This window comes from Micrococcus sp. TA1, assembly GCF_014199555.1.
Classification (GTDB): Bacteria; Actinomycetota; Actinomycetes; order Actinomycetales; family Micrococcaceae; genus Citricoccus.
On sequence record NZ_JACHNW010000001.1, the window covers coordinates 1,552,918 to 1,575,177 of the forward strand.

20 protein-coding genes are annotated in these 22,260 nt (G+C 72.0%); 2 read left to right on the top strand and 18 right to left on the bottom strand.

All coding sequences use genetic code 11. The annotated features are described in order from the left end of the window. Window positions 1-340 precede the first annotated feature (340 nt). Window positions 341-1,174, top strand: a complete 834-nt coding sequence (locus GGQ69_RS06810; RefSeq protein ID WP_255459607.1) for an alpha/beta fold hydrolase — start codon at window positions 341-343, stop codon at window positions 1,172-1,174. A 20-nt stretch (window positions 1,175-1,194) separates the two neighbouring features. On the opposite strand, the gene GGQ69_RS06815 is transcribed toward GGQ69_RS06810, so the two are convergent. From GGQ69_RS06815 to pyrR, 13 genes are all read right to left on the bottom strand, one after another. Beyond that, window positions 1,195-3,462 carry a primosomal protein N' gene (locus GGQ69_RS06815; RefSeq protein WP_183526277.1) on the bottom strand — a complete coding sequence of 756 codons (2,268 nt, stop codon included), beginning with the start codon at window positions 3,460-3,462 and terminating at the stop codon, window positions 1,195-1,197. Beyond that, the gene (metK, locus tag GGQ69_RS06820; RefSeq protein ID WP_183528382.1) at window positions 3,459-4,709 is read right to left on the bottom strand and encodes a methionine adenosyltransferase; all 1,251 of its coding nucleotides are present in this window, start codon (window positions 4,707-4,709) and stop codon (window positions 3,459-3,461) included. Before metK ends, GGQ69_RS06815 begins: the two co-directional genes overlap by 4 nt. A 75-nt stretch (window positions 4,710-4,784) precedes the next feature. Beyond that, the gene (coaBC, locus tag GGQ69_RS06825) at window positions 4,785-6,008 is read right to left on the bottom strand and encodes a bifunctional phosphopantothenoylcysteine decarboxylase/phosphopantothenate--cysteine ligase CoaBC (RefSeq protein ID WP_183526280.1); all 1,224 of its coding nucleotides are present in this window, start codon (window positions 6,006-6,008) and stop codon (window positions 4,785-4,787) included. 7 nt (window positions 6,009-6,015) lie between these two features. Continuing rightward, entirely contained in the window at window positions 6,016-6,513 is a 498-nt protein-coding gene (rpoZ, locus tag GGQ69_RS06830) for a DNA-directed RNA polymerase subunit omega (protein WP_298044225.1), read from the bottom strand. Between the two features lie 76 nt (window positions 6,514-6,589). Next, a complete protein-coding gene (gmk, locus tag GGQ69_RS06835; RefSeq protein WP_183528386.1) occupies window positions 6,590-7,192 on the bottom strand; it encodes a guanylate kinase in 603 nt (200 codons plus the stop codon). Window positions 7,193-7,332: 140 nt separating this feature from the next. Further along, on the bottom strand, window positions 7,333-7,647 hold the full coding sequence (mihF, locus tag GGQ69_RS06840; protein ID WP_010143257.1) for an integration host factor, actinobacterial type: 315 nt from the start codon (window positions 7,645-7,647) through the stop codon (window positions 7,333-7,335). A gap of 202 nt (window positions 7,648-7,849) precedes the next feature. Then, complete coding sequence (gene pyrF, locus GGQ69_RS06845) at window positions 7,850-8,770, bottom strand: orotidine-5'-phosphate decarboxylase (RefSeq protein WP_183526283.1); 921 nt, start codon at window positions 8,768-8,770, stop codon at window positions 7,850-7,852. Beyond that, complete coding sequence (gene carB / locus GGQ69_RS06850; protein WP_183526299.1) at window positions 8,767-12,078, bottom strand: carbamoyl-phosphate synthase large subunit; 3,312 nt, start codon at window positions 12,076-12,078, stop codon at window positions 8,767-8,769. Before carB ends, pyrF begins: the two co-directional genes overlap by 4 nt. Before the next feature lie 6 nt (window positions 12,079-12,084). Beyond that, a complete protein-coding gene (carA, locus tag GGQ69_RS06855; RefSeq protein WP_183526314.1) occupies window positions 12,085-13,281 on the bottom strand; it encodes a glutamine-hydrolyzing carbamoyl-phosphate synthase small subunit in 1,197 nt (398 codons plus the stop codon). A 45-nt stretch (window positions 13,282-13,326) separates the two neighbouring features. Next, window positions 13,327-13,863, bottom strand: a complete 537-nt coding sequence (locus GGQ69_RS06860) for a hypothetical protein (RefSeq protein WP_370577124.1) — start codon at window positions 13,861-13,863, stop codon at window positions 13,327-13,329. 18 nt (window positions 13,864-13,881) lie between these two features. Further along, window positions 13,882-15,228 carry a dihydroorotase gene (locus GGQ69_RS06865; protein WP_183526317.1) on the bottom strand — a complete coding sequence of 449 codons (1,347 nt, stop codon included), beginning with the start codon at window positions 15,226-15,228 and terminating at the stop codon, window positions 13,882-13,884. Further along, on the bottom strand, window positions 15,225-16,238 hold the full coding sequence (locus GGQ69_RS06870; protein ID WP_183526320.1) for an aspartate carbamoyltransferase catalytic subunit: 1,014 nt from the start codon (window positions 16,236-16,238) through the stop codon (window positions 15,225-15,227). The genes GGQ69_RS06865 and GGQ69_RS06870 overlap by 4 nt, the downstream gene beginning before the upstream one ends. Beyond that, complete coding sequence (pyrR, locus tag GGQ69_RS06875; protein WP_183526323.1) at window positions 16,235-16,852, bottom strand: bifunctional pyr operon transcriptional regulator/uracil phosphoribosyltransferase PyrR; 618 nt, start codon at window positions 16,850-16,852, stop codon at window positions 16,235-16,237. Before pyrR ends, GGQ69_RS06870 begins: the two co-directional genes overlap by 4 nt. A 151-nt stretch (window positions 16,853-17,003) precedes the next feature. On the opposite strand from pyrR, the gene GGQ69_RS06880 reads away from it, so the two are divergent. After that, complete coding sequence (locus GGQ69_RS06880; protein WP_183526326.1) at window positions 17,004-18,227, top strand: PrsW family intramembrane metalloprotease; 1,224 nt, start codon at window positions 17,004-17,006, stop codon at window positions 18,225-18,227. Here GGQ69_RS06880 and nusB read toward each other — a convergent pair. The 5 genes from nusB to aroC form a co-directional block, all read right to left on the bottom strand. Then, a complete protein-coding gene (nusB, locus tag GGQ69_RS06885) occupies window positions 18,205-18,615 on the bottom strand; it encodes a transcription antitermination factor NusB (protein ID WP_010143269.1) in 411 nt (136 codons plus the stop codon). The two genes, GGQ69_RS06880 and nusB, sit on opposite strands and share 23 nt — an antisense overlap. 7 nt (window positions 18,616-18,622) lie before the next feature. Next, window positions 18,623-19,186 (bottom strand): elongation factor P, encoded by a 564-nt coding sequence (gene efp / locus GGQ69_RS06890; RefSeq protein ID WP_010143271.1) that lies wholly within the window; start codon window positions 19,184-19,186, stop codon window positions 18,623-18,625. A 66-nt stretch (window positions 19,187-19,252) separates the two neighbouring features. Continuing rightward, entirely contained in the window at window positions 19,253-20,404 is a 1,152-nt protein-coding gene (aroB, locus tag GGQ69_RS06895; RefSeq protein ID WP_183526329.1) for a 3-dehydroquinate synthase, read from the bottom strand. Beyond that, window positions 20,401-20,913: a shikimate kinase gene (locus GGQ69_RS06900; protein ID WP_183526332.1), complete on the bottom strand. Its 513-nt coding sequence runs from the start codon at window positions 20,911-20,913 to the stop codon at window positions 20,401-20,403. The genes aroB and GGQ69_RS06900 overlap by 4 nt, the downstream gene beginning before the upstream one ends. A 68-nt stretch (window positions 20,914-20,981) precedes the next feature. Then, a complete protein-coding gene (gene aroC, locus GGQ69_RS06905; protein ID WP_183526335.1) occupies window positions 20,982-22,223 on the bottom strand; it encodes a chorismate synthase in 1,242 nt (413 codons plus the stop codon). Window positions 22,224-22,260: the final 37 nt, after the last annotated feature.

The following is a 22,260-nucleotide window of genomic DNA, read 5'->3' on the forward strand; positions in this document are numbered from 1 at the left end:
GTGGATCGGGCGAATCCCCCATCTTCATCGGCCGAGGATGGGGAGTTTGACCTAGTCCGCCGTTCACCGTCTGACCACGACGGATCGGTAGGCTGACCGTGTGAACACCGAGCGGACCCCAGGCGGCAGGCGCCCACTGCCCATCCGGTGGAGGGATCGCCTCCTCGTCCCCCCGGCCCCGCGCGACACCGCGGTGATCACCGGCCACCGGGCTAGGACCCCGGAACGGCGGATCGTCGAGGTGCCGGACCCCGTCTCTGGCCGTGCCACCCCGATCGCCGTCTGGCACTACGCGACGGCACCCCGCCAGAGCGCAGAAGGACCCACCACACCGGTGGTCATGATCCACGGGTTCCGAGGCGATCACCATGGGCTGACGCTGCTCGCCGACTGCCTCCCGGAGATGGAGTTCTACCTCCCCGAGCTGCCCGGGTTCGGGCACTCCCCCGCTTTCCCGGACGCCGAGCACACCGTCGCGCACTACGCCACGGCCGTGGGCGCTGCGGTGCACGCGCTGGGCCTGGTCCCGATACCCGACGCAGGGCGCCCGGCCACGGCACCGGAGGCGGCGGCCAGGCCCGTGCTGCTCGGCCATTCCTTCGGGTCCGTGGTCGCCGCTCACCTCGCTGCGGAGCAGCCGTCGCGGTGGAGCGAGCTCATCCTCGTCAATCCGATCTGCGAGCCGGCCCTGTCCGTCGACGGCACCCGCTCAGAACGGACGCTGGCGCGTCTGGCCCAGGGTTACTACGCGGCCTCCGCGGCCCTGCCCGAGTCGTTGGGCATGGCCCTGCTGTCCTCCCCGGTGGTCGTCTGGTTCACGGGAACGGTGATGGCCAAGACGAAGGACCGTCATACGCTCGCGTACCTCCACGACCAGCATCAGAGGTACTTCTCCGCGTTCGACCACCGCCGCGTGCTGGTGGAGTCGTATCGCGCGTCGATCAGGGGAACGGTCCTGGAGGTCGCCGATCGCTTGGCGTTGCCCGTCCTCCTCGTGGCGGGCGCCCAGGACGAGCTGGGCTCCGTGGCGGGCCAGGAACACCTGGCCCGTCGGATCCGCGAGGTCTCTCCCCGGGTCAGCCTGGAGGTGTTCGACGGCGTCGGGCACCTCATCCACTATGAACGGGCCCCGGAGACGGCCGGGGTGATCCGGGACTTCCTGCGGACCGACTGATCACCACCGCGCGGGATGGACTACGGCAGGTCCACCGGGTCGATCCGCAACCGCACCGGCTCGGTCAACCGCCGGGCGCTGGCCGCCGCCCGTGCGGCGCGCAACGACTCGACGACCCGCCGAGCTGCGGAATAGGGGAAGAAGAGCAGTGCCCGGTGCCGGACCGGACCGGCAGATCCGTCCGCGTGCCCGAATCCCGCGTCGTCGCCCACCGGGACCGGTCCCACCCAGGGCAGGGGGGACGGCCCACCGAGGGGGCCCACGAGGTCCATGAACGCGGCCACGGCGTCGGCGGGTCCGGACACCTCAGCCATCCGCACGGCCGGCGGCAGCCCGAGTTCACGGCGCTCGGCCAGTTGACGCGAGGCGTACCCGGCGGCGTCCATGCGCACCAGGGCTCCCACCACGTCCTCCTGCGACGCGGTGACCACGGCCACGCCCCCGTCCTGGCGCGGCCGGACCAGGGCGGCCGCCGCGAACCATCGCGACAGCACCTGCCCCGGGGTGCGCAGCCCCTCGCGTTGGAGCTGGTTGTCACCGTCGAGCAGCAGCGCCGCCGTATAACCACCCTCGGCCACGGGTTCTGCACCGATGGTGGCGACCACCAGCGCCGGGGTGCCGTCCACGGTCGAGAGGATGTGGTCCCCCGAGGAGGACAGGATCGGCGTGTCCGGGAAGGCCCGTCCGAGCTCGTCGGCGGTGCGGTCCACGCCCCGGGAGCCGGCCCGCAGGCGGTGGCTGCCGCACTCGGGGCACTCGTACTGTCGCTCCCGCCGCCCACACCACCGGCAAGCGGTCTCGTTCCGGGCGGAGGCCGTCCGGTCCGGGTATCCCAGCGGGCCCGTGCAGTGCCGGCAGCGGGCCGGTGTCCCGCAGTCCTGACAGCTCAGGGCGGGAATGAACCCGCTGCGGCCGACCTGCACGAGCACGGGACCGGGCTCGCCGTGCCGGCCCTCCAGTCCCTCCCGCGCGGCCTTCCAGGCGGCCTGCGGCAGTCGTGCGCGCGCCAGCACCGGATCGCGCTCCGACTCCCAGGAGTCCGCGGTGGCCACGACCCGCGGGGTCGCGGCGTGCACCGTCTGGCGGTCCACGCCCAGCTCCCCCAGCCACCCGGACTCGACCAGCCGCTGGACCTCGGGGGTGCGCGACGTGGAGGCCAGCAACAGTCCGGCCCCGGCCAGCTCGGAACGCAGCAGCGCCACCTCCCGGACGTGCTGGTACGGCGCTCGCGGTTCGGAGTGCAGGGCGTCGTCGTCGTTCCAGACGGCCACCAGGCCGAGGTCCGGCACGGGTGCCCAGATCGCGGACCGCGTGCCCACCGCGATCCGCCGCTGACCCCGCCGCAACTGCAGGAAAGCCCGGTAGCGGGGGGTGGGGCCGTCGTCGGCGGTCAGCCGCGCGTAAGCGCCGGCGCCCACGCGGCGGCCCAGTGCCCGGCAGAGCCGGTCCAGGTCGCGCTGGTCCGGGACCACCACGACGGCGGCCCGGCCGGCCTCGGCGGTCCGCGCGGCCGCGTCGGCCAGCAGGGTGGCGGAGTCCCAGCTGCCGTGGGCGCTCGGCACGGTCACCGCCGCCCGGGGCCCCTCTCCCGCGGTGACCTGCCGGAAGAACGAGGTGGCGCCGTCCAGACGGGTCCAGTCGAAGCGGCTGCCGGCATCGGGCCGGAACCCGGGCTCGGCCGCAGCCGGCACGGTCGAGACGGGGTCCGGGGCGGGGTCCGAGGCGGGTGCCTCGACAACCGGTCCGACGGGCGATCCGGCCTCCGGACCGCTGCCGGCGCCGTCCGCACCGGGGGCCTCACCCGCGGCACCCGGGTGGTCGGGCTCTGCTGTCCCCACGGCCTCCGGGGCCTCGGCCTCGGCGTCCATCTGCTTCTCCACCCGGACCACGCGGGGTGGCACGGCCACGCGGAGGACGTCCGCCACGTTCCCGGCGTACCGCGCGGCGACGGCGCGGGCCAGGTCCAGGACCTCCGGTGCGAGGACCTGCTCGCGGGAGACCACCGCGCGCAGGGGCAGCAGCTTGGCACCGGTCGAGGGCTCGGAACCCCGCGAGACGAGCCAGCCCAGCACGTCCTGGTGGCCGAAGGGCACCCGCACCCGCACCCCCGGGCGGGCCTCGTCGTCGAGCGCATGGGGCACCAGGTAGTCGAACTCCCGGTCCAGGTGGGGAACCCCGGAGTCCAGCAGGACCCGGGCCACGGGGTCGTCCGGCCAGCCCCCGGCGACCTCGGGCAGACCGGTCACCGGGGCGGGCACCGGGATGTGGAAGAGGGGCTCCTCGGTCACCAGCCGACGGCGGCGCGCAGGGCGTCGACGCGGTCCAGCCGCTCCCAGGTGAAGTCCGGGTCCTCACGGCCGAAGTGACCGTGGGCGGCGGTCTTCCGGTAGATCGGCCGCAACAGGTTCAGGTCCCGGATGATGGCCAGCGGACGCAGGTCGAACACCTCGTTGACCGCCTTGATGATGGCGGCCTCGTCGACCTTCGCGGTGCCGAAGGTGTCCACGTACAGGCCCACGGGGCGGGCCTTGCCGATGGCGTAGGCGACCTGGAACTCGGCGCGGTCCGCCAGTCCGGCGGCGACCACGTTCTTGGCCACCCAGCGCATCGCGTAGGCCGCGGAGCGGTCCACCTTGGACGGGTCCTTGCCGGAGAAGGCACCGCCTCCGTGGCGGGCCATGCCGCCGTAGGTGTCCACGATGATCTTGCGCCCGGTCAGGCCGGCATCGCCGACCGGTCCGCCGATGACGAAGGGACCACCGGGGTTGATGATGACCTGCGCCCCGGAGTAGTCGAGGCCGGACTGGTCCAGGACCGGGCGGATGACGAGCCGCTCCACGTCTGCCCTCACCTGCTCCTGCGTGACGTCCGGCAGGTGCTGGGTGGAGACCACCACGGTCTCGATGGTCTTGGGCAGGCCGTCCTCGCCGTAGCCGACGGTGACCTGCGTCTTGCCGTCCGGCAGCAGGTAGGGCATGGGCGACTCGTCCATGGTGCGGACCGTGGTCAGCCGCTCGGAGAGCCGGTGCGCCAGGAAGATCGGGGTCGGCATGTAGGTGGGGGTCTCGTTCGAGGCGTAGCCGAACATGATGCCCTGGTCACCGGCTCCCTGGAGGTCCACCGCGTCCACGGAGCCGCCGCGGGCCTCGAGGGAGGTGGACACGCCCGCGTGGATGTCCGAGGACTGCTGGCCGATGGAGATGTTCACGCCGCAGCGTGCGCCGTCGAAGCCGTTGGCGGAGGAGTCGTAGCCGATCCCGAGGATGGTCTCGCGCACGATCTGCGGGATCTCCACGTAGGCAGAGGTGTTCACCTCGCCGGCCACCTGCACCAGACCAGTGGTCGTCAGGGTCTCCACGGCCACCTTCGCGGTGGGGTCCTGGGCGATGATCGCGTCCAGGATCGCGTCCGAGATCTGGTCACAGATCTTGTCCGGGTGGCCGCTGGTCACGGACTCGGAGGTGAACAGGCGCAGTCCACCTCCCCCGACGCCCGCGTAGGACTCGAAGCCGGCGGCCTCACGGGGCTGGGCCATGTCTGCGGTGTTGTCTGCGTCAGTCACCCGACCATCCTAGCCACGGACGCGGACACCGATGGCCGGGCGTCGCCGTCAGCCCCGCAGCAGCCCGGCCAGCTGGTCCACCACGGCGGCCGCGACGTCCGCCTTGGACCCGGCCGCCTCGACCGGGTCGCGACCGTCGGCGAAGAGCATGGTGACCTCGTTGACGTCCTGGCCGAAGCCGAGGTCCCGGCCGACCTGGTTCACCACGAGCATCTCGCACCCCTTGCGAGCCAGCTTCGCGGCGCCGTGTTCCAGTACGGAGCGCTCGGCGTCACCGGTCTCGGCGCCGAAGCCGACGATGACACCGGGCATGGGCCGGCCCTCGGACCGCGCCCGGACGGTTCCGGCGAGGATGTCCGGGGTCCGCTCGAGGTGGATCACGGGGCTGGAGCCGTCCTCGGACTTCTTGATCTTGGCGTCCGTGTACTCGGTGGGCCGGAAGTCGGCGACGGCAGCGGCCATGATGAGCGCATCGGCGTCCGCACACTGCTCCATGACCGCGTCGTGCAGTTCCTGGGTGGACTCCACGCGCGTCACGGCGGTGCCAGCGGGCGGCTCCACGGACATGGCGCCGCCGATGAAGCGGACGGTGGCGCCGGCGGCCGCGGCGGCCTGCGCCAGGGCCACGCCCTGCTTGCCGGAGGAGCGGTTCCCGAGGTAGCGGACCGGATCCAGCGCCTCACGGGTGCCGCCGGCGGTCACGACGACGGTGCGTCCGGCCAGCGGACCGGCCTCCGGGGACTCGGTGGGCCGGGCGAGCCGCTGGGCCTCGGCCCAGATGCGCTCGGGTTCCGGGAAGCGCCCGGGACCGGTGTCCTGGCCGGTGAGACGGCCCGAGTCCGGGTCCATGACGGTGATGCCGCGGGAGCGCAGGGTCGCGACGTTGGCCACGGTCGCCGGGTTCTGCCACATCTCGGTGTGCATTGCCGGGACGACCAGGACCGGGCACGTGGCGGTGAGCAGGACGTTGCCCAGCAGGTCCGGGGCAAGCCCGGCGGCGGCGCGCGCCATGGCGTCCGCGGTGGCCGGTGCCACGACGACCAGCTCGGCCTCGCGGCCCAGCCGGACGTGGTTGACGGTCTCCACGGCCTCGAAGGTGTCCGTGCGCACCGGACGTCCGGAGAGTGCCTCCCACGTGGCCTTGCCCACGAAGCCCAGGGCTGCCGGGGTGGGGACCACGTCCACGGTGTGGCCGGCCTCGGTCATCAGGCGCAGCAGCAGCGCGGACTTGTACGCGGCGATCCCGCCGGTGACTCCCAGGACGATCCTCATCGGGTGATCAGGACTGGTGGTCGGCCTCGTCGTCGGTGCCCTCGGTGGGGGTGCCGTCCAGGTCGGTGCTGATGGCCTCCTCGGCGACCGGGGACCCGTCGGTGGCGATGCCCGGGTCGGTGGTCGCGTCCGCCACCTCGGTGTCGGTCAGGAAGCCCTCGCCGGAGAAGCCGGCGTCGGAGAAGTCGGCGTCCGTGGAACCGGGCAGGTCGAAGGCGCCGAAGTCACCGGACTCCTCGGCAGCGATCTGCTCCTCGGTCATCGGGGTGGCCTCGAGCAGGTCCGACTCGATCTCGCGCAGGGAGATGGAGAGCGGCTTCTCGTTGAGCTTGGTGTCGACCAGCGGGCCGACGTACTCGAACAGGCCCTCGTGGAGCTGCGAGTAGTAGGCATTGATCTGGCGCGCGCGCTTGGCGGCGAAGAGCACCAGGGCGTACTTCGAGTCAACCTTCTCCAGCAGGGTGTCGATGGGCGGGTTGACGATGCCTTCGTACTGTTCGGTCACAGGATCTCCACTGTTGTCTGTCGGTTGTCCGCTGCTGTAGCCGCGGCTCAGTCTGTGTGGCTGCCTCGATCGCGTCTCAGGGGCGGTCGTCCGGGTCCAGTCCCATGATGCGGACCAGCTCCTGGGCGGCCCGTTCCACGGTGTCGTTGACCACGACGGCGTCGAACTCCGGCTCGGCAGCGAGTTCCATTCTAGCCGTTTCCAGCCGACGCCGCTGTTCGGCCGGTGTTTCCGTGCCGCGGCCCACCAGCCGGTGGACCAGTTCCTCCCAGTTCGGCGGGGACAGGAAGACGAACGTGGCCTCCGGCAGCCGCTCGCGCACCTGCCGGGCGCCCTGCAGGTCGATCTCCAGCAGCACGTGCTGACCGTCGGCCAACGCCCGCTGGACGGTGTCCCGCCGGGTGCCGTAGCGGTTGACCCCGTGGACCACCGCCCACTCGAGCATCTGGTCCTGCTCGACCAGTTCGTCGAAGCGCTCCGGGGAGACGAAGAAGTAGTGCCGGCCGTCTTCCTCCCCCGGCCGCGGGGGCCGGGTGGTGGCGGAGACCGAGAGCCATACCTGTGGATAGTGCTCCCGGATGAACTGGGAGACGGTGCCCTTCCCGACAGCGGTCGGTCCGGCGAGCACGGTGATGCCCGGCCGGTGTCCGGCGGGGGCCGCGCCGTGCTCCGGACGCAGGCTGACCGGTCGGGCACCCGGCACGGGCGGGGGCTCGATGTCTTCCAGCCCGGCGGGCACGCCAGGGCCGGCAGAGCCAGCCGAGCCGACGGATCTGCCGATGGTCGGCTCGGTCACGGGACCTCCTGGTCGGTAGGGGACTACCGGCCAATATAGGCGATCAGCGCCTCACGTTGCCTCCGGCCCAGGCCGCGCAGCCGCCGGTTCGGTGAGATCCCGCACGTCTCCATGATCTTCGCCGCCCGCACCTCGCCGACGCCCTGCAGCGTCTGCAGCAGGTCCACGGTGCGCATCCGGCCGATCGCGTCGTCCACGTCGGCCGTCTCGAAGACCGACTGCAGGGTGGTCTTCCCCGCACGGAACGATTCCTTGAGATCCGCGCGAGCGGTCCGTGCCTGCAGCGCCTTGCTCCTGGCGGCTTCCCGTTCTTCGGAAGTCAGTTCCTTGAGGGCCATGGTGAACCACCTCGGGCTAGATCCACACGCCACGGCAGTGGTGCCGTGACTTGGAGAAAAGCTACCAACCCCACGCGGCCAGGGGCAGGTCTGGACGCGGTCCCGCGCCGAAACTTTATCCAACGGTGATCGGAGGCCCTTGCGGCCACCGACTACCCTCTGGTAGATGACGACCCGGTCACGGTGGGCGTGTCGATCCAGATCAGCCCGCCAGCTCGTCCCGCGCGGACTCCAGGGCACCGCGCAGTCCCGCCACCGAGGGCCCCTGCCGCAGGATGGCGCGGCTGGAGGTGGCCAGCACGGACGGCCACGCCCGGGCGAACCCGTCGCGCATCCCCGCTCCGGAAGCCCCCTGGGCCCCGAAACCCGGCGCCAGCAGGGCGCCGCGCACTCCCGCCAGGTCGATGCCGAGCTCCGCGGCCTGGCCGGCGACGGTCGCCCCGACCACGAGTCCGACCGGGCCGAACGCCGGGCGCGCTCCGGCCGGGCCGCCCTGCGGGCCGGGGGCCCGGGCCAGTTCCCGCGCGTTGTCCCCGGTGGCCGCCTCGGCGATGACCCGGGCGACCGCGCCGTCCGGCCCGGTGGCGTGCTGCACCGAGGCGCCCTCCGGGTTGGACGTCAGGGCCAGGACGAAGACGCCGCGCCCGGTGGCCGCGGCCAGCTCGATGGCCGGGGCCAGCGACCCGTAGCCGAGGTACGGGCTGAGCGTGACGGCATCGGCGGCCAGCGCCGAGGAGTCCGAGAGCCAGGCATGGGCGTACCCGGCCATCGTCGAGCCGATGTCACCCCGCTTGGCGTCGGCGATCGTCAGCACGCCCGCCCGGCGTGCGGCGGACAGGAGCCGTTCCAGCACGGCCAGCCCGGCGGAACCGTGCCGTTCGTAGAGGGCGACCTGTGGCTTGAGGGCGGCGACGAGGGGTTGCGCACCGGTTCCCGTGGCGGCCTCCAGTGCCGTCTGGGAGAAGCGCTCCAGGGCCACCGGGGTGTCCGGCAGGTCCCAGTCGGAGAGCAGCTGCGGGTGCGGGTCGATCCCCAGGCACAGCGGCCCGGCGGCGTCCATGGCCTCTGCCAGCCGGGCACCGAAGGGTGCCCGGCCGGCAGGGGAGGCCGCGGGGTCGCTCACGCCCCGGTTCCCGCGCGGCCGATGGCGGCGGCCAGCCGCGCGTCGTGCTCCTGCAGGGAGGTGACGTCCCACGCGTACTCGCGCTGGGCCTCGATCGCCTGGATGGCGGCGCCGAACTCGGCCAGCGTGGTGATCATCGGCACGCCGATGGAGGTCGCCGCGGCCCGGATCTCGTAGCCGTCCCCGCGCGAGTCCCCGCCCGAGGGCGTGTTCAGGACCAGGGCGATCTGGCCGGCGCCGAGCAGTTCCAGCACGGTGCCCTCCCCCTCCGCGGAGCCGGCGTCGGCGATCTTGCGGACCACGTCCGCCTGCACGCCGTTGCGCCGCAGCACCTCGGCGGTGCCGCCGGTGGAGACGATCGTGAAACCGAGGTCGATCAGCCGCTTGGCCGGCATGACGATCCCGCGCTTGTCCCGGTTGGCGACCGAGAGGAACACCTTGCCGGAGGTCGGCAACGGGTTGTTGGCGGCGGACTGGCTCTTGGCGAAGGCCGTGTCGAAGTACTTGTCGATGCCCATCACCTCGCCGGTGGACCGCATCTCGGGGCCGAGCAGCGAGTCCACGACGCGGCCCTCGGGGGTCCGGAACCGGGCGAACGGCAGCACGGCCTCCTTGACCGCCACCGGGGCGTCCAGCGGCAGCGAGGAGCCGTCGTGGCTGGCGGGCAGCATGCCGTCGGCGCGCAGCTCGGCGATCGTGCGACCGGTACCGATCAGTGCCGCGGCCTTGGCCAGCTGCACGCCGGTGGCCTTGGACACGAACGGCACGGTGCGGGAGGCGCGCGGGTTGGCCTCGATCACGTAGAGCACGTCCGAGGCCAGCGCGAACTGGATGTTGATCAGTCCGCGCACGCCCACGCCTGCCGCGATGCCGCGGGTGGCCTCGCGGACCCGGTCCAGGGTGTCCGGGCCGAGGTTGATGGGCGGCAGCACGCAGGCGGAGTCGCCCGAGTGGATCCCGGCCTCCTCGATGTGCTCCATGATGCCGCCGATGAACAGGTCGGTGCCGTCGTAGAGGGCGTCCACGTCGATCTCGGTCGCGTCCTCCAGGAACCGGTCCACCAGTACCGGGTGGTCCACGGTGATCTCGGTGGCGTTCTCGATGTACCGGGACAGCGAGACCTCGTCGTAGACGATCTCCATGCCGCGGCCGCCGAGCACGTAGGAGGGGCGCACCAGGACGGGGTAGCCGATCTCGTCCGCCACCTTCTTGGCGTCGGAGAAGGACACCGCGGTCCCGTTCTTGGGGGACACCAGTCCGGCCTCGTCCAGGACCCGGGCGAACTCGCCCCGGTGCTCGGCCAGGTCGATGGCCTCGGGCGAGGTGCCGAGGATCGGCACGCCGGCGTCCGCGAGCTGCTGCGCGAGCTTGAGCGGGGTCTGGCCACCGAGCTGGACGAACACCCCGAGCACTCCCCCGCTGCGCTCCTCGGCGGCGATGACCTCCAGGACGTCCTCGAGGGTCAGCGGCTCGAAGTACAGCCGGTCGGAGATGTCGTAGTCCGTGGAGACGGTCTCCGGGTTGCAGTTGACCATCACGGTCTCGTGCCCGGCGGCGCGCAGGGCCAGCGTGGCGTGGACGCACGAGTAGTCGAACTCGATGCCCTGGCCGATCCGGTTCGGGCCCGAACCCAGGATGATGACCGAGGGCTTGTCGTGCGCGGTGACCTCGTCCTCGAGGTCGTAGCTGGAATAGCGGTACGGGGTGTAGGCCTCGAACTCCGCGGCGCAGGTGTCCACCGTCTTGTAGACGGGCCGCACGCCGAGGGCGTGGCGGACGCCGCGCACGACCGAGGGGTCCATGTGGCGCAGCTGGCCGATCTGGGCGTCCGAGAACCCGTGGCGCTTGGCCAGCCGCAGGACCGGCTCGCTCAGCTCGGGGGCGGCCGCAACCTCGGCCGCCACCTCGTTGATGAGCACCAGCTGGTCCAGGAACCACGGGTCGATCGCGGTGGCCTCGAAGAGCTGCTCGACGGTGGCGCCGCCCAGCAGGGCCCGCTGCACCTGGGCCAGCCGGTCCGTCGTCGGGACCCTGGACTGCTCGATCAGGGCGGGGACCTCGTCCAGGGCCGGGCGCACGAAGGACAGCTCGGCGCCCTTCTGCTCCAGGGAGCGCAGGGCCTTCTGCAGCGCCTCGGTGAAGTTGCGGCCGATGGCCATGGCCTCGCCGACCGACTTCATGGTGGTGGTCAGCGTCGGGTCGGCGGCGGGGAACTTCTCGAACGCGAACCGCGGGACCTTCACCACCACGTAGTCCAGGACCGGCTCGAAGGACGCCGGGGTCTTCCGGGTGATGTCGTTGGGGATCTCGTCGAGCGTGTAGCCCAGGGAGAGCTTGGTGGCGATCTTGGCGATGGCGAAGCCGGTGGCCTTGGAGGCCAGCGCCGAGGACCGGGACACGCGCGGGTTCATCTCGATGACGACGATCCGCCCGGTGGACGGTTCCACCGCGAACTGGATGTTGCAGCCGCCGGTGTCCACGCCGACCTCGCGGATGACGGCGATCGCGATGTCCCGCATCCGCTGGTACTCGCGGTCCGTCAGGGTCATGGCCGGGGCCACGGTGATGGAGTCACCGGTGTGCACGCCCACCGGGTCGAAGTTCTCGATGGAGCAGACGACCACGACGTTGTCGTTGCGGTCCCGCATCATCTCCAGCTCGTACTCCTTCCAGCCGAGGATGGACTCCTCGAGCAGGACCTCGGAGGTCGGGCTGTACTGGATGCCGGCACCGGCGATGCGGCGCAGGTCCTCCTCGTCGTAGGCCATGCCGGAACCCAGGCCGCCCATCGTGAACGAGGGGCGGACCACCATCGGGTACCCGAGCGTCTCGGCGGCGGCGAAGGCCTCGTCCATGGAGTGGACGATCACGGAGCGGGCCGACTCCGCGCCGCAGCGCTCCACCACGCCCTTGAACTTCTCGCGGTCCTCGCCGAGCTCGATCGCCTCGATGTTGGCGCCGATGAGCTCCACCCCGTACTTCTCCAGCACGCCGTTGGCGTCCAGGGCGATGGCCGTGTTCAGGGCGGTCTGGCCGCCGAGGGTCGGCAGGATGGCGTCCGGGCGCTCGACGGCGATGATCTTCTCGACCACCTCGGGGGTGATGGGCTCCACGTAGGTGGCGTCGGCCAGCTCGGGGTCAGTCATGATCGTGGCCGGGTTGGAGTTGACCAGCACGACGCGCAGGCCCTCCTCCTTCAGGACGCGGATGGCCTGGGTGCCGGAGTAGTCGAACTCGGCGGCCTGGCCGATGACGATCGGGCCGGAACCGATGACCAGGACGGACTGCAGATCGGTGCGCTTGGGCATCTGGGTTCAGGCTCCTTCAGCGGGATTGGTGGTCTGGGGGGCGCCGGCGGCGGAGTGCTCGGTCATCATGGTGATGAACGCGTCGAACAGGTCGATCGAGTCGTTGGGGCCGGCGGCGGACTCGGGATGGAACTGGACGGAGAAGGCCGGGCGGTCCAGCAGGCGCAGGCCCTCCACGACCTGGTCGTTGAGCGACCAGTGCGAGACCTCCACCCGGCCGTAGGCGGACTCGGGTGCCTGGACGGGCTCCCCGAGGGGCGCGTCCACGGCGAAGCCGTGGTTCTGGGAGGTGATCTCCACCCGGCCGGTGGTCTTGTGCATCACCGGCTGGTTGGGCCCGCGGTGGCCGAAGGGCAGCTTGTAGGTGCCGAAGCCGAGGGCGCGGCCGAAGACCTGGTTGCCGAAGCAGATGCCGAAGAACGGGATCCCGGCGTCCAGGACCTGGCGCAGCAGGACCACCTGCTCGTCCGCGGTGGCCGGGTCGCCCGGGCCGTTGGACAGGAACACGCCGGCGGGGTCCAGGGCGGTGATGTCCTCGAACGTCGCGGTGGCCGGCAGCACGTGCAGGCGGACGCCGCGGGAGGCCAGGTGGCGCGGGGTGGCTGCCTTGATCCCCAGGTCGATCGCGGCGATCTCGTGCAGGGGCTCGCCCTGCCAGCCGTGGTCGGCGGGCTCCACCACGTAGGGGGCGTCCGTGGTGACCTGCTCGGCCAGCCGGGCACCGGCCATCGGCGGCTGGGCCTGGACCTCGGCGATGAGTTCGCCCTCGGGGCGCCGGGCGGCCTCGCCGGAGAAGATCCCGGCCTTCATGGACCCCTCGCTGCGCAGGTGCCGGGTGATCGCCCGGGTGTCCACCCCCTGGATCCCGACGACGCCGCGGGCCACCAGCTCCTCGTCGAGGCTGCGACGGGCACGCCAGTTGGACGGGCGGCGTGCCGCGTCCCGCACCACGTAGCCCGCGGCGAAGATGTCGCGGGACTCCGCGTCCTCGTCGTTCACGCCGGTGTTGCCGATGTGGGGCGCGGTCTGCACGATGATCTGCCGCGCGTAGGAGGGGTCGGTCAGGGTCTCCTGGTAACCGGTCATGCCGGTGGTGAAGACCGCCTCGCCGAGGGTGGTGCCGGTGGCACCGTAGGCCTGGCCGCGGTGGACGGTGCCGTCGCCCAGGACGAGAAGGGCCGGTTCAGGGTTCAACAGGCTCACGGAAGGTACTCCATCTGCTGGTGGGGGGTGAGGGGAAGTCGTGGTTCAGGCGGCGGCGCGGTTGCCGCCGTCGTGGTGGGGGACGATGTGCTCGATCGCGGACCGCAGCGGGTCACGGTCCCTGGCGGCCCGGGTGCGGAACCCGGTGGTGACCTCCTGGCCGCCCAGCAGCCAGGTCATGACAATCAGCCCGCCGGACTCGACGAACTTGCCGCTCATGCCGGAGTCCAGGCCGACCTCGAGCAGGTCCGCGGCGGGGATGAGGAAGTTCGCGCTGCCCTCGCGCAGCACGACCACCCCCTCGGGGTGGACCTCGAGCCGGGCGTTGGTGCGCAGGCCCAGCCCGTGCACGGCGATGCGGTCCAGGTAGTCGCGACCGCGGACGGTGCTGACGTACATGCCCTCCGCGTCCGCCGACGGCGCCGCCTCGAGCAGGTGCGCGGGCACCGGCGCCGGGGCGGGGATGTCCTGCTGGCGTCGCTTCCGGTTGCGCCAGCCCCACCACATCAGGACACCGATGGCGATCACCACGATCACCGTCAGGATCCCGATGAGGGTGTACTCGGCGCTGTAGTCGTTCACGTCTGGGAGGGTCCTTCTCTAGTGGGTGCGGGGCGTGGCCAGGGCGCGGTCACGCACCACCGGGTGCCCGTGGTTGAACACGTCGGTGACCTGACCGGGCAGTTCCATGCCGCGGTACGGGCTGTTCCTCGAGCGCGTGGCGTGGGTGGCGGGATCCACCGTGCGGGTGACGTGCGGGTCGTAGACGGTCACGTTGGCCGGGGCCCCGGTCTCGAAGACGCCGGCCGCCGAGATCCGGCCCTGGTCCGCGAGCCGGGCGATCCGCGCCGGCGTCGAGCTCAGGATCCGGGACACGCCCGCCCAGTCCATCAATCCGGTGTCCACGAGGGCGTGCTGGACCACGGGCAGGGCCGTCTCCAGCCCGGTCATCCCCATCGCCGCCACCGTCCACTCGCACTCCTTGGTCTCGGCCGTGTGCGGGGCGTGGTCGGTGCCGATCGTGTCGATCGTCCCGTCCGCCAGGCCCTCGCGCAGGGCCATCACGTCCGCCTCACGGCGCAGCGGCGGGTTCACCTTGAACACCGGGTCGTAGCTGCGCACGGACTCCTCCGTGAGCAGCAGGTGGTGCGGGGTCGCCTCGGCGGTGACGTCGATCCCTCGCTCCTTGGCCCAGCGGATGATCTCCACGGAACCGGCGGTGGAGACGTGGCACACGTGCAGCCGCGAGCCGACGTGCTGGGCCAGCAGCACGTCCCGCGCGATGATGGCCTCCTCGGCGACGGCCGGCCAGCCGGACAGGCCCAGGACCGAGGACAGCTCGCCCTCGTTCATCTGCGCGCCCTCGGTCAGCCGGGGTTCCTGCGCGTGCTGGGCCACGACGCCGTCGAACGCCTTGACGTACTCCAGCGCCCGGCGCATGAGCACCGGGTCGGCGACGCACATCCCGTCGTCGGAGAAGACGCGGACCTCGGCCCGGGAGGCGGCCATGGCACCGAGCTCCGCGAGGCGCTCCCCCGCCAGGCCCACGGTCACGGCGCCCACCGGGTGCACGTCGCACCAGCCGGCCTCACGGCCCAGCTGCCAGACCTGCTCGACGACACCCGCGGAGTCCGCGACCGGCGTCGAGTTCGCCATGGCGTGCACCGAGGTGAAGCCGCCCATGGCGGCGGCCCGGGTCCCGGTCTCCACCGTCTCCGCGTCCTCCCGGCCCGGTTCGCGCAGGTGGGTGTGCAGGTCGACCAGTCCCGGCAGGACGATCCGCCCGGAGGCGTCCACGGTCTCGAGCGGGCCGTCGCCGGCCTCGGCGCGGGAGCGCGCCTCAGGCCCGACCGCGGCCAGCAGTCCTTCCTCGATGAGGACGTCGGAGGTGGTGCCGTCCGGCAGGGTGCCGCCGGAGATCAGGTATCGGGGTGCGGTGGGGCTCACGCTTCAGGCCTCCTGGCGGCGCTGGGGACGAGGTCGGGGGTGCCGGCGGTCTCGGTGCCGGACAGGACGAGGTACAGCACGGCCATACGCACGGAGACACCGTTGGCGACCTGCTCCAGCGCCGTGTTCCGCACGGAGTCGGCCGCCGCGGCAGAGATCTCCAGCCCGCGGTTCATGGGGCCGGGATGCATGATGACGGCGTCGTCGGCGCCGGCGGACTCGAGCAGGGCGAGCCGGTCGTCGGTCAGCCCCCAGGACCGGGTGTACTCCGCGGCGGAGGGGAAGAAGGCCTCGTGCATGCGCTCGGACTGCACCCGCAGCATCATCACGGCGTCGGGGCCGGCGGCTATGGCCTCGTCCAGGGAGTAGGTCACCTGGCAGGGCCACTGCTCCACGCCCACGGGCATGAGCGTGGGCGGCGCCGCGAGAGTGACCTCGGCCCCCAGGGTGGTGAGCAGCCACAGGTTGGAGCGGGCCACGCGCGAGTGCAGGATGTCTCCCACGATCACGACCTTCATCCCGGACAGGTCGGTCCCGCGCGGTCCGGTGCCGTGGCGGCGGGCCAGGTGACGGCGCAGGGTCAGCGCGTCCAGCAGCGCCTGGGTGGGGTGCTCGTGCGTGCCGTCGCCGGCGTTGACCACCGAGGAGGTGATCCAGCCGGAGCCGGCCAGCTGGGCGGCGGCCCCGGAGCCCCAGTGGCGCATGACGATCGCGTCCGCGCCGATGGCCTCCAGGGTCTGCACCGTGTCCTTGAGGGACTCCCCCTTGGACACGGAGGTGCCCTTCCCGGTGAAGTTGATGACATCCGCGCTCAACCGCTTGGCGGCCGCCTCGAACGAGATCCGGGTGCGGGTGGAGTCCTCGAGGAAGAGGTTGACCACAGTGCGGCCGCGCAGGGCCGGCAGCTTCTTGACCTCGCGGCCGGAGACGGCGGACATCTCCTCGGCGGTGTCGAGGATGCGCAGCGCGTCGCTCAGCGAAAGGTCCTGGGTGGAGAGCAGGTGCTTCACCGGGCGCCCTCCCCCACGGCCGTGGCGGGGTCGGTGATGTCCATGATCGCGACGGCGTCCTCGGTGACCTCACCGGTGCCCGCGGGACCGTCGATCTCCAGGAGCCGGACCTGGACGCGCTCGGCGGTGGAGGTCGGCAGGTTCTTGCCCACGAAGTCGGCCCGGATGGGCAGCTCGCGGTGGCCGCGGTCCACCAGCACCGCCAGCCGCACGGCGGCGGGCCGGCCGACGTCGTTCAGGGCGTCCAGGGCGGCCCGGATGGTGCGCCCGGAGTACAGGACGTCGTCCACGAGGACGACGACGGCGCCGTCGATCCCGGAGGTCGGGAGCCGCGTCGGGGCGGGGGTGCGTGAGGTGGAGCGGCGCAGGTCGTCGCGGTACAGGGTGACGTCGAGCTGGCCCGTGGCGGCGGCGGCGGCGAAGCCGGGCTCGATCCGCTCCAGCTTCGCGGCGATGCGCTCGGCGAGCGGCACGCCCCGGCGGGGGATGCCCAGCACGACGATCCCCTCCGGGCCACGGTTGGCCTCGAGGATCTCGTGCGCGATCCGGGTCAGTGCCCGGTCGATGTCCGCAGCGGACAGGACGGTCCTCGCATCGCGGGGTACAGCCTGCACACATGCCTCCTTCCCCGCCTCACAGGACGGAACTTAAAGGAAACGCAACCCCGGTAGGGGTGTGTCTGGTCCGGCGACAACCCTACCACCGGGACCAGCCGCCACGGGGCCGAGACGGGACGTGACGGACCGGGATGACAGGATGGGAGGCATGTCACAGCAGGTCGACGGCCGCGGGCCGCAACCCCCCGCACCCAGCCCCTACGCGACCGCGCCCACACCCCGTCAGCTCGAGCGCGGCCGGCGTCGCTCCACCGCCGCCGTGACCGTCCTGCTGGTGCTCACCGCCGCCGTCGCGGTCCTGGTGGCGCGGTTCCTCGCCTCGGCACTGGGTCCGGACACCCTGTTCGTGGTCGGGCTGCTCGCCCTCGTCCCCCTGGCGATCGTGCTGGTCGGGCTGTGGTGGATCGACCGGTGGGATCCGGAACCGCGGGGCTGGCTGGCCTTCGCCCTGCTGTGGGGGGCCGGGGTGTCCGTGTTCGGGACCCTCGTGCTCGGGGAGGTGTTCACGGCCGCCTTCGCCGAATTGTCGGCCCTGGACGCCGGCACCTTCGGCGCGGTGGTCCAGGCCCCGGTCGTGGAGGAGGTCATGAAGGGGGCCGGGCTGATCGTCGTCTTCCTGGCGGCGCGCTCACACTTCGACGGGCCCGTGGACGGGGTCGTCTACGCCGGGATGGTCGCCGCCGGCTTCGCCTTCACCGAGAACATCCTCTACTTCGGCGCCGCCTACGGCGAGGTGGGATGGGGCCCGGAACTGGCCGTCACGTTCGTGCTGCGGGGGCTGTTCTCGCCCTTCGCCCACGTGCTGTTCACCGTCTGGATCGGGTTCTTCCTGGGTATCGCCGCCCACCGGATGGGTCCCGGGTCCCACGCCGCCCCGGCCCGCTGGGCGGGATGGTTCCTGCTGGGACTGGTCCCGGCCGTCCTCGGGCACGTCCTGTGGAACGGCGGCCTCGCGCTGCTCTTCGACGACTTCTTCTCGTTCTACGTGCTGCTGCAGGTGCCGCTGTTCCTCGCCGCGATCGCGGCCGTGCTGCTGTTGATGCGCGGTGAGCGGCGCCTGGCCCACGAGAAGCTGGCCCACTACGAGCGGACCGGATGGCTGCTGCCCCAGGAGACGGTCATGTTCGGCACCCGGGCGGGCCGGCTCCAGTCCCGGCGCTGGGCCCGCCGTGCCGGCGCCGGTGACCAGCTGGTGCAGCTCGAACGCACGGCCCGCAGGCTGGCCGCCGTGCGGCACCGGCTCGACCGGGGACACGACGTGGAGCGCAATGCCGCCGAGGAGTCCAGGCTGCTGCGGGCCACGGTCCGCCAGCGCCAGGAGCTGCTGGCCGCGGTCGGGTCGGCGGGCGTCAGTCCAGCAGGGTTGGCTTGAGCTGCTGGATGCGGCCGAGCAGCCCGTTGACGAACTCCGGGGAGGCGTCGGTCGAGAGCTCCTTGGCCATGGTGACGGACTCGGCCACGGCCACGCCGTCCGGGACGTCGTCGTTGAACAGCAGCTCCCAGGCGCCAATGCGCAGGATCGAACGGTCCACCGCGGGCATACGGTCCAGGGTCCAGCCCTGGGCGTAGGAGGAGAGGATCTCGTCGATCCGCTCCTGCTCGGCGATCACGCCGTGGATGATCTCGACCGTGTACGGGTTGATCACCTGCTCCGTCGACGTCCGGCGGGAGGTGATTCCCTCATCCGGCGTGGTCCCCCGCTGCTCGGCCTCGAACAGGATCTCCAGGGCGCGCCTGCGGGCGCGGCCTCGTGCACTCACCGGCGGATCAGTCGTTCACGCGGCCGAGGTAGTCACCGGTGCGGGTGTCCACCTTGACCTTGGTGCCCTGGTCCACGAACAGCGGGACCTGGATCTCGTAACCGGTCTCCACCGTGGCCGGCTTGGTGCCGGCGGAGGAACGGTCCCCCTGCAGGCCCGGCTCGGTGTAGGTGATCTCCAGGACCACCGACGGCGGCATGTCCAGGTACAGCGGGGTGCCCTCGTTCATGGCGATGGTCACCTTCTGGTTCTCCAGCATGAAGTGCGCGGCGTCCCCGACGACGGCCGGGGAGACCGTGATCTGGTCGTAGGTGTCCAGGTCCATGAACACGAAGTCCTCGCCGTCCTGGTACAGGTACTCGTAGTCCGAACGGTCCACGGTGGCGGTCTCGACCTTGGCCCCGGCGTTGAAGGTCTTGTCCACGAGCTTGCCCGTGGTGATGTTCTTCATCTTGGTGCGCACGAAGGCGCCGCCCTTGCCCGGCTTCACGTGCTGGAACTCGATCACGTTCCACAGGTGGCCGTCCATCTTCAGGACGGTGCCGTTCTTGATGTCATTGCTGGTTGCCACAGTCTTCTCCGTCTGTTGCCTCGTTCGAAGTCCAGTCGACCATTCTAGGCGATGACCGGAGTCCGGTTATTCGGCGATCTCCTGGTAGGTGGCGAACAGCAGCGAGGCGTCCGGGACGTCGTAGGTCGTCGGGCGGGCGAGGCCGTCCAGCAGGACGAAGCGCAGCTGGTCGCCGCGGTTCTTCTTGTCGCGGCGGATGCCGTCGAGCAGCGTCTCCCAGCGCCCGGCCGCGTACGAGGTGGGCAGGCCCAGGGACTGCAGGATGCTGCGGTGCCGGTCGGCGGTGGCGTCGTCCAGCCGTCCGACGGAGCGGGCGAGCTCGGCCGCGAAGACCATGCCGACGGAGACGGCCGCCCCGTGGCGCCACTGGTAGCGCTCGGCCAGTTCGATCGCGTGGCCCAGGGTGTGCCCGTAGTTGAGCATCTCCCGCAGCCCCGCCTCGCGCAGGTCCTGGGAGACCACCTCGGCCTTGACGCTGATGGAGCGCTCGATCAGCTCCCGCAGCTGGGCCGAGTGGGGGTTCTGGGCCTGCTGCGGCGAGGACTCGATGACGTCCAGGATCGTCGGGTCGGCGATGAACCCGCACTTGACCACCTCGGCGAGCCCGGAGACGAGTTCGTTCGGCGGCAGGGTCAGCAGGGTGTCGAGGTCGGCCAGGACGCCGGCCGGCGGGTGGAACGCGCCGACCAGGTTCTTGCCCTCGGCGGTGTTGATCCCGGTCTTCCCGCCCACGGCGGCGTCCACCATGCCCAGCAGGGTGGTGGGGATGTGCACGACCCGTACGCCGCGCAGCCAGGTGGCGGCCACGAACCCGGCGACGTCGGTCACCGAGCCGCCGCCCACCGCGACGATCGCGTCCGAGCGGGTGAAGTCGTTCTGGCCCAGCACCTGCCAGCAGAACGCGGCGACCTGGATGTGCTTGCCCTCCTCGGCGTCCGGGATCTCCGCGGTCAGGGCGGTGTAGCCGGCCGTCTCCAGGTCCGCCTTGACCACGTCACCGGTGGCCCGCAGCGCGCGCGGGTGGATGACCAGGACGCGGCGCACGCCGGCACCGAGCATCTCCGGCAGCCGGGCCAGCAGCCCCTTGCCCACGACGACGTCGTACCCGCCGGAGGCCGCGGCCCCGGATCCACCCGAGACGGGGATGACGGTGGCGTCATCGGCAGCCGGAGTGGGAGTCCCGGGCGTAGCGGCCTGCGGCACGTTCGGTTCGGTCATGGATGGACAGCTCCTGGGGTGGGGGAAACGGATTCGGCCTCGCGCACGAGGCGGATGATGGTCTGGGCCAGTTCGTCGGCCGACCGGTCGGTGGTGTCCACCGTCCAGTCCGACACCTCACGGTACAGTGCCTCGCGCTCGGACAGGATGCGCCGCCACGTGCGACCGGGGTCACCCGCCAGCACCGGGCGGCCCTCACCGCCGCCGACCCGGCGCAGCGCGACGGCCTCGTCGACCGTCAGGTAGACCACGTGCGACCCGGCCAGCCGGGACCGGGTCAGCGCGCTGAGCACGGCGCCTCCGCCGAGCGAGAGCACGCAGGGCTCGGCGCCGCTGATCGCCTGGCCGATCACGTCCTCCTCGGCCTGTCGGAAGGCCGGCTCGCCGTGGCGTGCGAAGTAGTCCGGGATCGGTCCGTGGGCGGACTCGAAGAGCTCGTCCGCGTCGAGCCGGGCCAGGCCGAGGGAACGGGCCAGGACGGTGCCGACCGTCGACTTCCCGGATCCCATGGGGCCGACCAGCACGATGCGCTGACGGGGGAACCGCTCCGGTGCGCCAGCCGGGACTGGTCCGGGCGTCACTGCAGCGGATCGCCCATCGGCGCCTCGGCAGCGGAGACCCCGGTGGGCTCCGGTGCGGGCAGGGGCTCGAGGGCCGCCACGAAGTTGTCCAGGTTCCGCCGGGTCTCGGCGACCGAGTCCCCGCCGAACTTCTCCAGGACGGCCTGGGCGAGGACGAGGGCGACCATGGCCTCCGCGACGACGCCCGCGGCCGGGACGGCGCAAACGTCCGAGCGCTGGTGATGGGCCCGGGTGTCCTGTCCGGTGGCGGTGTCCACGGTCTTCAGGGCGCGGGGCACGGTGGCGATCGGCTTCATGCCGGCGCGGACGCGGACCACTCCCCCGGTGCTCATGCCGCCCTCGATGCCCCCGGCGCGGTTCGAGGTGCGCAGCGGGTGGCCGTCCTGGCCCCGGATGATCTCGTCATGGGCGGCGGTGCCGCGGCGGGCTGCGGTGGTGAAGCCGTCCCCGACCTCCACGCCCTTGATGGCCTGGATGCCCATGAGGGCGGCGGACAACCGGGAGTCCAGCCGACGGTCCCAGTGGACGTGGCTGCCCAGCCCCACGGGCACACCGTAGGCCAGGACCTCGACGACGCCGCCGAGGGTCTCACCCTCCTTGTGGGCGGCGTCCACCTCGGCCACCATCGCGTCGGAGGTCAGTTGGTCGAAGCAGCGCAACGGGTCGGCGTCCAGCGCCACCACGTCGTCCGGGCCCGGCAGTGCCGAGTCCTCCGGCACCGAGACGGTGCCGACCGCCGTGGTGTGCGAGACGGTCCGGATGCCCAGCTGCGCCAGGAAGGAGCCGGCCACCGTGCCCAGGGCCACGCGGGCGGCGGTCTCGCGGGCCGAGGCCCGCTCGAGCAGCGGGCGGGCCTCGGCGAAGCCGTACTTCTGCATGCCCGCGAGGTCGGCGTGACCGGGCCGCGGGCGGGTGAGGGCGGCGTTGCGCGCCAGGCCCTCCAGCTCCTCGGCGTCCACGGGATCGGCCGACATGACCTTCTCCCACTTGGGCCACTCGGTGTTGCCGATCTCGATCGCCACGGGCGAGCCGAGCGTGGAGCCGTGGCGGACGCCGCCGAGCAGCGTCACCTGGTCCTGCTCGAACTTCATCCGGGCCCCTCGGCCGTAGCCGAGCCGGCGGCGCGCGAGGGCCTCCTGGACCATGGCGGTCGTCAGGGGGATGCCCGCGGGCAGCCCTTCGATGATTCCAACGAGTGCGGGCCCATGTGATTCGCCCGCTGTCAACCAGCGCACCATGGACTTGATTCTCTCACGCACCGCCGGGCGCGCCGGA

Excerpts from the sequence above, each read along its gene's own strand:
- GGQ69_RS06810 (WP_255459607.1), top strand. The coding sequence starts at position 341 with ATGATCCACGGGTTCCGAGGCGATCACCATGGGCTGACGCTGCTCGCC.
- metK (WP_183528382.1), bottom strand. The coding sequence starts at position 4,709 with ATGGCCCAGCCCCGTGAGGCCGCCGGCTTCGAGTCCTACGCGGGCGTC.
- coaBC (WP_183526280.1), bottom strand. The coding sequence starts at position 6,008 with ATGAGGATCGTCCTGGGAGTCACCGGCGGGATCGCCGCGTACAAGTCC.
- mihF (WP_010143257.1), bottom strand. The coding sequence starts at position 7,647 with ATGGCCCTCAAGGAACTGACTTCCGAAGAACGGGAAGCCGCCAGGAGC.
- carB (WP_183526299.1), bottom strand. The coding sequence starts at position 12,078 with ATGCCCAAGCGCACCGATCTGCAGTCCGTCCTGGTCATCGGTTCCGGC.
- GGQ69_RS06880 (WP_183526326.1), top strand. The coding sequence starts at position 17,004 with ATGTCACAGCAGGTCGACGGCCGCGGGCCGCAACCCCCCGCACCCAGC.
- aroB (WP_183526329.1), bottom strand. The coding sequence starts at position 20,404 with ATGACCGAACCGAACGTGCCGCAGGCCGCTACGCCCGGGACTCCCACT.
- GGQ69_RS06900 (WP_183526332.1), bottom strand. The coding sequence starts at position 20,913 with ATGGGATCCGGGAAGTCGACGGTCGGCACCGTCCTGGCCCGTTCCCTC.
- aroC (WP_183526335.1), bottom strand. The coding sequence starts at position 22,223 with ATGGTGCGCTGGTTGACAGCGGGCGAATCACATGGGCCCGCACTCGTT.